This is a genomic window from Streptomyces sp. NPDC003077, assembly GCF_040611095.1.
Lineage (GTDB): Bacteria > Actinomycetota > Actinomycetes > Streptomycetales > Streptomycetaceae > Streptomyces.
In genome coordinates, this window is sequence record NZ_JBEXNM010000013.1 from 146,346 (window position 1) to 160,605 (window position 14,260).

General features: G+C 73.2%; 10 protein-coding genes. 7 read left to right on the top strand and 3 right to left on the bottom strand.

The genetic code is table 11. The annotated features are described in order from the left end of the window. The first annotated feature begins 890 nt into the window (after positions 1-890). The 3 genes from ABZX96_RS12355 (at position 891) to ABZX96_RS12365 (ending at position 4,840) form a co-directional block, all read left to right on the top strand. A complete protein-coding gene (locus tag ABZX96_RS12355; protein WP_355542161.1) occupies positions 891-2,732 on the top strand; it encodes a SpoIIE family protein phosphatase in 1,842 nt (613 codons plus the stop codon). A 179-nt stretch (positions 2,733-2,911) separates the two neighbouring features. Beyond that, positions 2,912-4,153 carry a radical SAM family heme chaperone HemW gene (gene hemW, locus ABZX96_RS12360; RefSeq protein ID WP_355542117.1) on the top strand — a complete coding sequence of 414 codons (1,242 nt, stop codon included), beginning with the start codon at positions 2,912-2,914 and terminating at the stop codon, positions 4,151-4,153. A 111-nt stretch (positions 4,154-4,264) separates the two neighbouring features. Continuing rightward, complete coding sequence (locus ABZX96_RS12365) at positions 4,265-4,840, top strand: Uma2 family endonuclease (protein ID WP_355542119.1); 576 nt, start codon at positions 4,265-4,267, stop codon at positions 4,838-4,840. Between the two features lie 7 nt (positions 4,841-4,847). Here the strand turns inward: ABZX96_RS12365 and ABZX96_RS12370 are convergent, their stop codons facing one another. Both ABZX96_RS12370 and ABZX96_RS12375 read right to left on the bottom strand, forming a co-directional pair. Then, on the bottom strand, positions 4,848-5,681 hold the full coding sequence (locus ABZX96_RS12370; protein ID WP_355542121.1) for a DUF3097 domain-containing protein: 834 nt from the start codon (positions 5,679-5,681) through the stop codon (positions 4,848-4,850). A gap of 29 nt (positions 5,682-5,710) precedes the next feature. Continuing rightward, positions 5,711-6,445 (bottom strand): MBL fold metallo-hydrolase, encoded by a 735-nt coding sequence (locus tag ABZX96_RS12375; protein ID WP_355542123.1) that lies wholly within the window; start codon positions 6,443-6,445, stop codon positions 5,711-5,713. A 198-nt stretch (positions 6,446-6,643) separates the two neighbouring features. Here ABZX96_RS12375 and hrcA point away from each other — a divergent pair, with 198 nt between their 5' ends. The 4 genes from hrcA to ABZX96_RS12395 all read left to right on the top strand — a co-directional run bounded on the left by hrcA (position 6,644) and on the right by ABZX96_RS12395 (position 10,991). Then, the gene (gene hrcA / locus ABZX96_RS12380) at positions 6,644-7,660 is read left to right on the top strand and encodes a heat-inducible transcriptional repressor HrcA (protein ID WP_355542163.1); all 1,017 of its coding nucleotides are present in this window, start codon (positions 6,644-6,646) and stop codon (positions 7,658-7,660) included. Next, a complete protein-coding gene (dnaJ, locus tag ABZX96_RS12385) occupies positions 7,661-8,794 on the top strand; it encodes a molecular chaperone DnaJ (RefSeq protein WP_355542125.1) in 1,134 nt (377 codons plus the stop codon). 305 nt (positions 8,795-9,099) lie between these two features. Continuing rightward, a complete protein-coding gene (locus tag ABZX96_RS12390) occupies positions 9,100-10,251 on the top strand; it encodes a nitronate monooxygenase (protein WP_355542128.1) in 1,152 nt (383 codons plus the stop codon). Continuing rightward, positions 10,248-10,991: a 16S rRNA (uracil(1498)-N(3))-methyltransferase gene (locus ABZX96_RS12395; protein WP_355542131.1), complete on the top strand. Its 744-nt coding sequence runs from the start codon at positions 10,248-10,250 to the stop codon at positions 10,989-10,991. The genes ABZX96_RS12390 and ABZX96_RS12395 overlap by 4 nt, the downstream gene beginning before the upstream one ends. A 540-nt stretch (positions 10,992-11,531) precedes the next feature. Here ABZX96_RS12395 and ABZX96_RS12400 read toward each other — a convergent pair. Then, positions 11,532-14,093 (bottom strand): hypothetical protein, encoded by a 2,562-nt coding sequence (locus ABZX96_RS12400; protein WP_355542134.1) that lies wholly within the window; start codon positions 14,091-14,093, stop codon positions 11,532-11,534. Between the last annotated feature and the right edge of the window lie 167 nt (positions 14,094-14,260).

Genomic DNA, 14,260 nt, shown 5'->3' on the forward strand with positions numbered 1-14,260 from the left:
AGGAACCGCCGAATCGACCGCCATGACTGCTCACTTCAGTAACTCGTCGCTTATGGGCGCGCTCAGTCTGTCACTCTGTCGGTGGCGCGTTCGGCGCTATTGCGGAACTGCTCGGGAGTCGCTCGATGAGCTCGATGAGGACGACAATGTCAGCGCGAGGGGACGCCGCGCGGCCGAGCCCGGCGGGGCCCGGCCGGCCGGACGGCACCGGCGGACCGGAGCCGGTGCCGATGCCGGAGTACGGCGTCGCCGGGCAGGGCGTCGACGGGGCGGCCGGGGGCGCGGGTGCGCCGGACGGGGCGGCGGGTGAGGGGCCGGCCGGTGTCCGGGACGGTGACGGCGCCGGGTGGCCGGGCGGGGATGAGGCGTCCGGCGGGGGCGTGGTCGCGCGGCGGGGTGCCGGTGCGGTGGATCCGGGCGGTGACGTTGCCGGGCCGGCTGGTGACGGCAGCGGGTCGGCTGGTGATCTCCCGGAGTCGGTTGGTGATCTCCCGGAGTCGGCTGATGACGAGATCAGGCCGGACGGTGACGAGTTCAGGCCGGACGGTGGCGTCGTCGGACCGTCCGATGGCGTGACCGGAACGGCCGGCGGCGGCACCGAACCGTCCGATGGCGCGCCCGGCCCGGCGGAGGGCATCCGCGCGATCCGCACTTCGCCCGTGGCGGAGGAAGCGGGCGCCGGTGCGGTGCACGCGGGCCCGACCGCCGTACCGCAGGGACCCGATGTACCGCCTGGATCGGCCGTACCGCACGGGCCGGACGGAAACGCCCCACCCGACGCGCTACCGGCAACCCTTTCCCCGGCCCCGGCCCCGGCCCCGGCGCCGTCGGTCGCCCCGGAGCCGCGCCCTGCCACCGCCCCCGCCGACCGCAGCGTCCGCCGCGCCAGCCTGCCCGGGAACCCGCGTGCCGCTGCCGCCGCCCGCCAGTTCCTGCGGGCCACGCTCGCCGACTGGACCTCCCGGGGGCTGCCGGGCGCCGACGGCCTGACCGACCGCCTCGCCGACGAGGCGGTCCTGCTGGTGAGCGAACTGGTCACCAACGCCGTCGTGCACGCGGGCACCGCCGTGGAGCTGCTCAGCCGCCTGGAGACGGACGGCCCGTGGCCCGCCGTCGTCGTCGAGGTGTCCGACCACCACCCCGCCCGCGCCGTACGGGGCCGCCACGAGCCCACGCCGACGGGCGGCGGCCACGGCCTGCAACTGGTCGGCGCGGTCGCCGAGGCGTGGGGGATCTCCTACCGCCGCGGCATGAAGACCGTGTGGTTCCGCCTGCCGACCGGCGAACCGGACCCCGCCTACGACCCGGAGGCGGGCGTGCCGCGCACGGACCGGGCGCTGCGGCGCGGCCTGCGGGCCGCCGAACTCCTGGCCCCGGCGCCGCAGCGGGCGGAACTGCGCCGCTCCGACACCGACTGGATGCGGCACGGCGCCCTGTCCTTCCTCGCCGAGGCGTCCGACCTGCTGTCCGGGCAGCTGGACCCGGACCGGGTGGCGTCCATCACGGCCCAGCTCATGGTCCCGAGGCTGGCCGACTGGTGCGCCGTATGGCTCGACGACGGCACCGGCGGGCCCGGGCAGGCGCCCCGGCTCTCCCGGGTCTGGCATTCCAACGAGGCCCGGATCGACGCCCTGCGGATGGTCCTGGAGAAGGACCCGCCGGTCATCGCCGACCGGAACCCGGCCGGCGGCGCCCGCACGGCCGTCCCCTGGCCCTGGCCGCACGAGCCGAGCGGATACGGGCCGGGCGGCGCGGCGCTGGCCTGCCCCTTGGCGGCAGGCGGTCGCCGGCACGGGACGATACTGATCGGGCGGGCCGGCCTGATGCGCTTCCCGGACGAGGTCGTGGCCCTGATCGAGGACCTCGCCCGCCGGGCCGCGCAGGCGATCGGCACCGCCCGCGCGTACGCCCGCCAGGAACGCATCAGCAAGGTGCTCCAGAGCAGGCTGCTGCCCGCGGGACTGCCGCGGGTGCCCGGCATCGAGTCCGCGGTGGTCTACGAACCGCGCGAGGGCGCGTGGGCGGGCGGCGACTTCTGGGACCTCTTCCGGGCCGGGGACGGGCGCTGGTGCTTCGCCCTCGGCGACGTGTGCGGCAGCGGGCCGGAGGCCGCCGCGGTGACCGGCCTGGCCCGTCCGGTGCTCCGGCTGCTGGCCCGCGAGGGGTTCTCCGTCGCGGACGTCCTGGACCGGCTCAACAAGACGCTGGCCCGCGAGGCCGCGGACGCGGTGGCGGCCGTCACGGTGGCGGTGGCCGAGGCCGGGAACGGCGTGGCCCCGTCCGCCGAACGGGAGGAGGACGAGCAGACGCGTTTCCTGTCCCTCCTCTACGGCGAGCTGGTGCCGCACGCGGACGGGCACGGCGTCCGCTGCACCCTCGCCAGCGCCGGCCACCCGCTGCCCCTCGTCCTGGGCACGGACGGCACCGTGCGGCCCGTCGCGGTGCCGCAAGTGCTGCTGGGCGTCCTGGAAGAGGCGGCGTACGAGAACGAGTCCTTCGACCTGCGGCCCGGCGAGACGCTGCTGTGCGTCACGGACGGGGTGACGGAGCGCAGGTGGGGGCGGCGGCAGTTCGACGACCGGGACGGGCTCGCGGCCACCCTGGCGGCCTGCGCCGGCCTCCGCGCCCCCGGCATCGCCGAACACATCCGCGGCGCGGTGCACGCCTTCGCCCCCACTCCGCCTGACGACGATCTGGCCCTGCTGGTCCTTCAGGCGACGTTGCCGGAGTAACCATGACGGTGGCGTGGGGTGGTCCCGCGCCTTCGCCACGGTCCGGGCGGGCGTCGCGGCAGCCCGCGGCCGGCGGGCACATCGCGGGTCGCCTGTCGGGGCGCCGCCTGCTCCGCCGGGCTCGCGGCCGTCCGGCCCCCGGCCCCGGCCCGCCCCGTTCACCCGCCGGATACCGGACAATGGTTCCCATGCCTTCCGCACTGCCTGATGGTGAGCCCATGCCCGAGGACGGGGCGCTGCCCGGTTCCGCCCTGGAGGGGGCGGGGGACCGGCCGCTCGGGTTCTACCTGCACGTCCCGTACTGCGCCACGCGCTGCGGCTACTGCGACTTCAACACCTATACGGCCACCGAGCTGCGCGGCTCCGGCGGCGCGCTCGCCTCGCGGGAGAACTACGCGGACACCCTGATCGAGGAGATCCGGCTCGCCCGCAAGGTGCTGGGCGACGATCCCCGCCCGGTGGAGACCGTCTTCGTCGGCGGCGGTACGCCCACCCTGCTTCCCGCCGCCGACCTCGGCCGGATGCTCGCCGCCATCCGTGACGAGTTCGGGCTCGCGGAGGGCGCGGAGATCACCACGGAGGCCAACCCGGAATCCGTCGATCCGCGCTACCTCGCCGACCTGCGCGCCGCCGGGTACAACCGGATCTCCTTCGGGATGCAGAGCGCGCGGCAGCACGTCCTGAAGATCCTCGACCGCACGCACACCCCGGGACGGCCCGAGGCCTGCGTGGCCGAGGCGCGCGCGGCCGGGTTCGCGCACGTGAACCTGGACCTGATCTACGGGACCCCGGGCGAGAGCGACGCGGACTGGCGCGCCTCCCTGGACGCCGCGATCGGCGCCGCCCCCGACCACGTCTCGGCGTACGCCCTGATCGTCGAGGAGGGCACCCAGCTCGCCCGCCGCATCCGCCGCGGCGAGGTCCCGATGACCGACGACGACGTGCACGCCGACCGCTACCTGATCGCCGAGGAGACGCTCACCGCCGCCGGCTTCCGCTGGTACGAGGTGTCCAACTGGGCCACCACGGACGCCGGCCGCTGCCGCCACAACGAGCTGTACTGGACCGGCGCCGACTGGTGGGGCGCCGGCCCCGGCGCGCACAGCCACGTCGGCGGCGTCCGCTGGTGGAACGTCAAGCACCCCGGCGCCTACGCCCAGGCCCTGTCCGAGGGCCGTTCCCCCGGCGCCGGCCGCGAACTCCTCTCCGACGAGGACCGCCGCGTCGAACGCGTCCTCCTGGAACTCCGCCTCGCCGCCGGTTGCCCCCTGGACATCCTCGCCCCGGCGGGCCGCCGCGCCGCGGACCGCGCCCTCGCGGACGGCCTTCTGGAGCAGGCCCCGTTCGAGGCCGGCCGCGCCGTCCTGACCCTGCGCGGACGCCTGCTCGCGGACGCGGTGGTACGGGACTTGGTGGACTGATCGGGGGCGATCACCCGCAGGAGTGAAGTCGGCCGGTTACCCTGGGTTTCCCCCTATCGCCGTCCATAGTCTGCCGTCAATTGCAAGCGGCGGGATATGGAGGCCACGGAGATGACCGCTGTGGACGACCGGCCGATCACTGAGTCGATCACTGAGTACTTCGAGGACCTTCAGGTTCCCGAGGGGTACAAGTGTGAACTTCTGCGGGGGGACATCGTGATGATGGCGGGGCCCAGCTGGGTCCACAACATGATCGTGCTGACCATTCAGCGGCAGATCTTTCCCGAGGAACGCTGGAATCCGGTGACGACCCAGGACATCGCCATTCCGGGGGAAGCGAGCCGCCCGCAGCCGGATCTCGTGGTGGTGGAAAGCGGGGCATACGAAGGCGCGGGGCATTTCGTGCCCGCCCCGGCTGTGACTCTGGTCCTCGAAGTCGTGTCCAAGAACAGCGCCGACCGCGATTACCGGATCAAGCGCTCGATCTACGCCGCCGGGGGCATTCCCACCTATCTGATCGTCGACCCCTTCACGGCGTGCTCCACGCTCCTGACCGAGCCCGCGGGTGCCGGGGAGGAAGCCGACTACGTGTCGCGACGCGTGTTCAAGTTCGGGGACTCGGTCCCGCTCGACGACCTCGGCGTTCTTCTGCGGACCGACGACTTCCAGACCCTCCCCTCCCACTGACCGCCCGCTAATCCGCCCCCGCCCCCGTCACGAAGTCGATCAGCTCCTCCACCCGTCCCAGCAGCGCCGGTTCCAGGTCCCGGTAGGAGTGGACGCGGGAGAGGATGTGCTGCCAGGCGGCGCCGGTGTTCTCGGGCCAGCCCAGGGCGCGGCAGACGCCCGTCTTCCAGTCCTGGCCGCGCGGGACCGACGGCCAGGCGGGGATGCCGACGGAGGACGGCTTCACGGCCTCCCAGATGTCGATGTACGGGTGGCCGACGACGAGGACGTCCTCGCCCGTGACCTCGGCCGCGATCCGGGACTCCTTGGAGCCGGGGACGAGGTGGTCGACCAGGACGCCGAGCCGGGCGCCGGGGCCGGGGGAGAAGGCGCGGACGAGGGCGGGCAGGTCGTCGACGCCCTCCAGGTACTCCACGACGACGCCTTCTATGCGCAGATCGTCGCCCCACACCCGCTCCACCAGCTCGGCGTCGTGTCGGCCCTCCACGTAGATGCGCCCGGCGCGCGCGACCCGGGCGCGCGCCCCGGGGACCGCCAGGGAGCCGGAGGCCGTACGGGCCGGACCGCTCGGGACGGGGCGCTCCTGGGGGCGGACGAGGGTGACCACCTGGCCCTCCAGGAGGAAGCCGCGCGGCTCCATGGGGAAGACGCGCCGCTTGCCGAAGCGGTCCTCCAGGGTGACCGTCGGCCCCTGGGCCGTCTTCTCGCAGCGGATCACCGCGCCGCAGAAGCCGGTGCCGACCTCCTCGACCACGAGATCGGGATCGGCCGGGACCTCGGGGGCGGGCCGCTGCCGCTTCCAGGGCGGAGTCAGATCGGGACCGTACTGTCTGCTGCGCATCCGACCGACGATAGGGAGGGAACCCCTGGTCAGGAACGCGACACGCCGAAGCGGCGGGCCAGCTCGGCGCGCTGTTCCCGGACGAACCGTGCGTCCACCACGGCGCCGTGCCCCGGGACGTACACCGCGTCCTCCCCTCCGAGGGCCAGCAGACGGTCCAGCGCGGCGGGCCACTGGGCGGGGACCGCGTCCGGCCCGGCCTGCGGTTCGCCGGACTCCTCGACCAGATCGCCGCAGAAGACGATCGGCGGCTCGCCCGCTTCCCCCGGGACCAGCACCGCCAGGTCGTGGGCCGTGTGGGCGGGGCCGACGGCGGCCAGCACGACCCGCCGGTCCCCGAGGTCGAGCGTCGTCTCGCCGCGGACCGGGTGGCGGGGGCGGACGAGCAGGTCGGCGGCCTCGGCCGCCGCGTCCGGATCGGCTCCGTGGCGTACCGCGTCCTCGCGCATCTCGTCCTTCTGCCGAGCGAGCAGGACGTCCATACCGGCCACGCCGTAGACCCGGACGCCCGCGAACGCCGCGGTGCCCAGTACGTGGTCGAAATGGGGGTGGGTGAGCGCGACGTGCGTCACGTCGCGCCCGAGCACGCCGCGGATGCTCCGGCGCAGGGCGGCGCCCTCCCTCAAGTCGGCACCGGTGTCCACGATCAGCACCCCCGACGACCCCGCCACGACACCGACGGTGGCGTCCCAGCCGGGCAGGCGCCGCCGTGCGACCCCTGCCCCGAGCCGTTCCCATCCCGCCTCTTCCCAAGTCCCGCGCATACCGAGACGCTAGCCGTATCGCGGTAGCGTTGCCCGCCGGTCCGGCGGTGCCGCCGCTCGGCCGGGAGGACGTTCGTGATGACGGCCCTTGCCCTGCCCGTGTGACCCGGCCGTACACTGGCACAGGGTCTGGCACTCGGCCGCTGTGAGTGCCAGGCGAGAAAGACCAGAATGACGGCCGGACTGGAGGTGCGCGCGATGCTCAGTGAACGCAGGCTCGAAGTGTTGCGCGCCATCGTCCAGGACTACGTCGGGACCGAGGAGCCGGTCGGGTCCAAGGCGCTCACCGAGCGGCACAAGCTCGGTGTCTCCCCGGCCACGGTCCGCAACGACATGGCGGTGCTCGAAGAGGAGGGCTTCATCGCCCAGCCCCACACGAGCGCGGGGCGCATCCCCACCGACAAGGGCTACCGCCTCTTCGTCGACAAACTGGCGGGCGTCAAGCCCCTGTCCTCGCCGGAGCGGCGGGCCATCCAGAACTTCCTGGACGGCGCCGTCGACCTGGACGACGTGGTGGGGCGCACGGTCCGGCTGCTGGCGCAGCTGACCCGGCAGGTCGCGGTGGTGCAGTATCCGTCGCTGACCCGCTCCACGGTGCGGCACGTGGAGCTGCTGGCGCTGGCTCCGGCCCGGCTGATGCTCGTACTGATCACGGACACCGGGCGGGTCGAGCAGCGGCTGCTGGACTGCCCGGCGCCGTTCGGCGAAACGTCTCTGGCGGACCTGCGCGCGCGGCTGAACAGCCGTGTCGTGGGCCGCCGGTTCACGGACGTCCCGCAGCTCGTGCAGGACCTGCCCGAGTCCTTCGAGCAGGAGGACCGGGGCACGGTCGCCACCGTCCTGTCGGTGCTGCTGGAGACGCTCGCGGAGGAGACCGAGGAGCGGTTGATGATCGGCGGTACCGCCAATCTGACCCGCTTCGGGCATGATTTCCCCCGGACCATCCGGCCGGTGCTGGAAGCCCTGGAAGAGCAGGTCGTCCTGCTCAAACTGCTGGGAGAGGCCAAAGACTCCGGCATGACCGTACGAATCGGGCACGAGAACGCCCACGAGGGTCTGACGTCCACATCGGTCGTCGCGGTCGGCTACGGTTCGGGCGACGAGGCCGTCGCCAAACTCGGCGTGGTCGGACCGACCCGCATGGACTACCCCGGAACGATGGGAGCGGTACGCGCAGTGGCACGTTACGTCGGACAGATCCTGGCGGAGTCGTAAGTGGCCACGGACTATTACGCGGTCCTGGGCGTACGGCGCGATGCTTCGCAGGACGAGATCAAGAAAGCCTTCCGGCGGCTGGCGCGCGAGCTGCACCCGGATGTGAACCCCGACCCGAAGACCCAAGAGCGGTTCAAGGAGATCAACGCCGCTTACGAGGTGCTGTCGGACCCGCAGAAGAAGCAGGTCTACGACCTCGGTGGCGACCCGCTGTCCCAGTCGGGCGGAGCGGGCGCGGGCGGCTTCGGCGCCGGCTTCGGCAACTTCTCCGACATCATGGACGCCTTCTTCGGCCAGGCCTCGCAGCGCGGACCGCGCTCGCGCACCCGGCGCGGGCAGGACGCCATGATCCGGCTCGACGTCGAGCTGGACGAGGCCGCCTTCGGCACGACCAAGGAGATCCAGGTCGACACCGCCGTCGTCTGCACCACGTGCAGCGGCGAGGGCGCGGCCCCCGGCACCTCGGCCCAGACCTGTGACATGTGTCGCGGTCGGGGTGAGGTCTCGCAGGTCACCCGGTCCTTCCTGGGCCAGGTCATGACCTCCCGTCCCTGCCCGCAGTGCCAGGGCTTCGGCACGATCGTGCCGACCCCGTGCCCGGAGTGCGCCGGCGACGGACGGGTCCGGGCCCACCGGACGCTGACCGTCAAGATCCCGGCCGGTGTCGACAACGGCACCCGCATCCAGCTCGCCGGCGAGGGCGAGGTCGGCCCCGGTGGCGGCCCGGCCGGCGACCTGTACGTGGAGATCCACGAACTGCCGCACCCGGTCTTCCAGCGGCGCGGCGACGACCTGCACTGCACGGTCACCATCCCCATGACCGCCGCGGCCCTGGGCACGAAGTGCCCGCTGGAGACGCTGGACGGCACCGAAGAGGTCGATGTCCGGCCCGGCACCCAGTCCGGCCAGTCGATCCCGCTGCACCAGCGCGGCGTCACGCACCTGCGGGGCGGCGGGCGCGGCGACCTCATCGTGCACGTCGAGGTCCAGACGCCCACCAAGCTCGACACCGAGCAGGAGGAACTGCTGCGGCGGCTGGCCAAGCTGCGCGGCGAGGAGCGGCCCATGGGGCAGTTCCAGCCGGGGCAGCAGGGGCTGTTCTCGCGGCTCAAGGACGCGTTCAACGGGCGGTAGGCGCTACCGTCCTTCGGCGTGGCGGCCGGGGCCCGTGGAGACGGGGTCCGGCCGCTTTTCCGTGGGGTGTGCGCGGGGTCGTGGGCGGCGGTGGCGTTGGGCTCGCTTTGCGTGTTCGTGGAGCCGTGGGTCTGCGTGTTCGTGGGGCCGCGTGGCCGCGTGGCCGTGGGTCCGCGTTCTTGGGTCCGTGGGTCTGCGTGGCCGTGGGGCCGGGACGGGTGGGTCGCCGGGTGCCGGTCTGCGGCACGCCGGGGAGAGCTCGGGGTCGTTTCGGTGCGTGGTCTGGGGCGTGACACGATGAAGTCATGTCCACCGCGCTGACCGATCTCTGTCGTCACCCGATCGTGCAGGCTCCCATGGCGGGCGGTGCGGCTCGTCCCGAGCTGGTCGCGGCCGTCGGAGAGGCCGGTGGGCTTGGCTTCCTCGCCGCCGGTTACAAGACCGCCGACGGCATGCATGAGGAGATCAAGCGGCTTCGCGGGATGACGACCGACCGGCCCTTCGGTGTGAACCTCTTCATGCCCCAGCCGCCGCTCGTCGACCGCGCCGCCGTCGAGGCCTACCGCGAGCGGTTGGCGGGCGAGTCGGCCTCGTACGGGAGCCCGCTGGGTGAGGTCTCCTACGGGAGCCCGCTGGATGGGGTCTCCTACGGGAGCCCGTCGGCTGCGGTGGACCCGTACGGCGGTGCCGACGACGGTTACGAGGCCAAACTCGCCGTGCTGCGCGAGGATCCGGTGCCGGTCGTCTCCTTTCACTTCGGCTGCCCGTCTCGTGCCGTGTTCGACGCGCTCGCCGAGGTCGGGACGTACACGGTCGTGACGGCCACCACCGTGGCGGAGGCGCAGGCCGCCGAGGCGGCCGGTGCGGACGCCGTCTGCGTCCAGGGTGTGGAGGCCGGTGGCCACCAGGGCACCCACCGGGACGATCCGCAAGCGGACGGCACGGGCGCCGGGTTGGGACTGCTCGCGTTGCTCGGGCAGGTGCGCGAGGCCGTCCGGGTCCCTCTCATCGCGGCCGGGGGACTGATGCGGGGCTCGCAGATCGCCGCCGTGCTGGCGGCGGGCGCGTCGATGGCGCAGCTCGGTACGGCGTTCCTGGCCACCCCGGAATCCGGCGCCCACCCCCTGCACAAGCAGGCGCTCACCAGCCCCCTGTTCACCCACACCGAACTGACCCGCGCCTTCTCCGGCCGCCCGGCCCGCGGCCTGGTCAACCGCTTCATCAAGGAACACGGCCACCACGCCCCGGCCGCCTACCCCGCCGTCCATCACCTCACCTCCGGCCTGCGCAAGGCCGCCGCGGCGGCGGGCGACGCCCAGGGCATGGCGCTGTGGGCCGGACAAGGACACCGGATGGCGCGTGAACTGCCCGCGGCCCGACTGGTGGACGTGCTGATGGCCGAATTGCAGAGCGCGCGGACGGCGTTGTCCGGCGGTACCGAAGGGAGCGCGTCATGACCGCGCCGGTTTTCGTGACGGACTCGCTGACGGGCGTACGGCCCGGGGACACCGTGACGCTGGACGGGCCGGAGGGCCGGCACGCCGTGTCCGTACGGAGGCTGCGGCCGGGCGAGGAGATCGTGCTGACGGACGGCGCGGGCACCGGCGCCTTCGGCACCATCGCGGCCGTGGAGGGCAAGGACCGGCTGGACGTCGCGGTGACGGACGTACGGACCGAGGAACCGGCCCGGCCGCGGATCACCGTCGTCCAGGCGCTGCCCAAGGGCGACCGCGGCGAGCTGGCCGTGGAGACCATGACGGAGACCGGCGTGGACGCCATCGTGCCGTGGCAGGCCGCACGCTGCGTCACGCAGTGGAAGGGCGAGCGGGCCGCCAAGTCGCTCACGAAGTGGCGCAACACCGCGCGTGAGGCGGGCAAGCAGTCCCGCCGCCTGACCTTCCCCGAGGTCGCCGAGGCGGTGACCGGCAAGCAGGTGGCCCGTCTGCTGGAGGGAGCGGCGTTCGCCGCCGTCCTGCACGAGGAGGGCAGCGCGCCGCTGGCGAGCGCGCCGCTGCCGGAGGAGGGGGACATCGTGCTGGTGGTCGGGCCTGAAGGGGGCGTTTCGCCCGAGGAGTTGGATCTGTTCGCCGGGGCGGGGGCCAAGCCGTATCGGCTGGGGTCCAGTGTGTTGCGTACCTCGACTGCTGGTACGGCTGCGGTGGCGTTGCTGTTGGGGCGGACGGGGCGGTGGGGGTGATCTCTGCCCCGCTTGTGTGAGCCGTGGGGTGCGGCTGTGCTGGGTTTGCCGCCTTCGGCGGGGTGGGGGTGTTTCGCCTTCGGCGGGAGGGGGTTTGTGGGGCCGGACGCTTCGTTGTTTCCGGGGTCGGGGCCGCCCCGGGGTACCTCCTCGCGGCAGTTGCGCCTCCCCGACGCGATGTAGGTCACCGGCCGCCGCGCCCCAGTCCGCTGCGGGGGCACCCCGGGACGTCCCCTTCCGTCGGTTGCGCGTCCGCCGTCCGCCCCTTGTGGGGGGTGGGAAAGACCTACGGGTCGGCCCATGGCGGGTACGAACGTCATGTGGGCCGCCCGGAAAACTTTGAACGGGTTGTTGTGGTTCGGTGGCGGGGTCGGTCCCGGGTCCCGTGGGGTGGCCCCGCCACGGGATTGGGCCCGGTCCGTTGCCGGGACGCCCCGGTAGGGGCCCTGTGCGCCCCGTATGCGCTCTGTGCAGTTGTCAAGGTGCTGGTGGAGCTGTCGGGGGAGGCGTGAGGGGCGCGCCTCCCAGTGGGCGGGGGAGTTACGCCTCCCAGTGGGCCACCGCGCCGACCGTCGATATCAGTTCGGCCAGGGAACCGGTGAAGGTTGGCAGGAGCTGGAGGGCGATCGCCCAGGCTTCGACGTTGTTTCCCAGGTGCTCCCGGATCAGTGCGTCGGTCTCCGCGCGTGCCGGGGCCCAGTCCGCGGGGCTTACCCAGTCGCCCTCCTGGGTCCGGAGCAGGACGGAGAGCGCCCATTCGGCGGGGCGGGCGTGGTGCAGGAGGTCGGTGGGGCTCAGTGTGCCGTGGCGCAGGGCGGAGCGCAGCCAGTCGGGGTACTTGTCGCGTCCGCTCCGGTCGTTGGGGTCGAGGCGCTGGAGCAGACGGAGCAGCAGGTCGCGCGGGCAGTCCGGGAGGGAGGCGAGTTCCGGGACGAGTCTGTCGGGGAGGGTTCCCTCGGCGTGTGCCGTCAGCAGGGCGGGCCAGGGGAGCGGCACCCCGTCACCGGTCAGCTTGTGCAGTTTCTCGTCGGCGTTCCAGTTTTCCTTGCACAGGTACGCGAGCAGTTTGGCGGGGTCTTCCGCGGCGGCCAGGTGCTCCTTGAGGTGTGCCAGGCCGTCCGGGGCGTCGAGGGCCTTTTTGGTCAGGCGCTGCAAGGTGACCGGAAGCCGGTGCCGGCTGTGGTCGAGGAGCGTCCGGACGGCCTCCGGGCCGCCGCGTTCCCACACGGTGACCAGCAGGCGCAGCCGTCCTGCCGGGGTGTGGAACCTGAGCCGGTTGACGAGGACGCGGGCCACCCCCAGGTCCCCGGAAGCCAGTCCGGCGGTGAGCCAGCGGCGGTAGTGGCCGAGGTTGGCCTCTTCCAGGACGCGCAGCAGCTCACCGGGGACCGTGCGGGTGCCCCCGCCCCGCAGCCGGCCGTCGAGCATCCGGACGCGCTCGTGCTGGGAGATGCCGCAGTAGAAGAAGAGGTTGGCGTCCACGGCGGGCTCGTCGAGGTCCAGCAGTGCCTCGATCTCGTGGGCGGGGAGCGCGCCGGTGGTGGCGTGGACGGCGTGGGCCGTCACGCCGTGGGCGGCCACCACCGCGGCCCGTACGGCGTCCGAAGGGGAGCCGTACACCAGGAGGTGCTGGACGGCGCGTTCGTCGAAGTGCGGGACCACGGAGATCTGGGCTTCCTCCGTCGCGCACTGGAAGAGTGAGAGGAAGGTGGCGCGGGAGGCTTCGGGCGCGGTAGCCGGGAAGGAGGCAGGTAGTGGGCGGGGCCACGTCGTGTTGCGCTTGCCACGGCCGGCCGGGGCGGCGACCTCGGCGATCAGTGCGGTGGCCGACCCTTCGGCGCGGGCCAGCCGGGAGTAGAACGTCAGCCAGTTGACCGGGTCCGTGCCCAGGGGCGCGAGGAGGTCGCCGACGGCCTTGCGGGTGGGCTCGTGGTCGTACGGGAGCGCCGCCAGGACCCGGCCGGCGGGGGCGGCCTCGGACAGCAGCCGGTCCACCGGCACCGCGCCCGTGCGCACCGCGCGAGCGACGGCGTCGGCGAAGTCGAACCGCTCCTCTTTGGCCTCGGGCCCGACGAAGAATGCGAAGGGCAGCCGGGCCGCGCGGGCGGCGGTGGCGCGAGGGGAGGCCAGGAAGCTCTCCCGGACCAGATCCTCCGGGCATTCCGGCCAAGAGGTCAGGGTGGCGAGTGCCGGGCCGGAGAACGGCCTGCGGGCGTGCTCGCGCCGTACGAGCCCCCAGTCGAGAGCGACCTCGGTGAGCGAGGCGTCGGTGTGGCCCCCGCGCCGCACCGACAGGATCGCGCGCACCTGGGCGGGATCGGACCACTCGCCGTCCGGACGGTGCTCCCGGAGGACGGCGACCGGGTCGGGAGCGGCGGCGGCCCGCCGCAACAGCGCCACCAGGCCGGGGTGGGCCGGGCCGGGTGAAGTGTCCTGTTCGTCTCCCCGGGGCGCGCTCCGTCGATGCGCCGCATCCGGCGCCGCATCGGCCGCCGGGCGCTCGGACTTCTCGAAGGCGTCGGCCAGTTCGGTGAGCGCGGGGACGCCCACGCGGTCGAAGAGGGCGATACATACATCGAGCAGGGCCAGCAGTGGCAGGTCCGGCGCCAGCGTGACCAGGGCCCGGGCCGCGACCTCGGGGAACGGGGCCCACAGCGCCACTTCCATGACCCGGGACGGCGGGCGCTTCAGCAGGAGGTCCACCAGACCGTTCTGGGCGTACCAGTCCTGATCGTCCGGATCGGCGGCGGCCAGGATGGCCGTCAGGATGCTCTGGGTGTTCTGCTCCCAGGCCCCCTCGCCGTAATAACCGGCGTTCTCGTAGAGCCGCTTGCCGGTCTCCGGGTCGCCCAGCGCGGCGGCCCGCCGGCGCAGGGCGGTGCCGTACGCGCCTTTCCTGGGATCCCGCTCGCACAAGGCCTCCCGCAGCGCCGCCCCGTCCGGACCGAGCAACTGCTGCAGCGCCCGCTCCGGGACGCCGTACCGACCGGGCAAATGGGACAGCACCTGTGACCGCAGACGCAGGGCCAGCGCGGTGCCGGTCTCCGGGTCGGCGTACCGGAACGCCGTGCGCAGAGCGTCTGCTGATGGGATGTCATTCACGGGTCGAACGTCCTCTGCTCGCAGGTGTCATGTCGCTACGCATCGTGACATGAGGCACTGACAAACGCGCTGAGCAGGGAAAACGTGAAGGTGGATGCGGATGCGGAAGTGGAAGCGGATGCGGACGCAGATCCGGCCGGGTCCTCCGGCGAGTCGCTGTTTGCGTA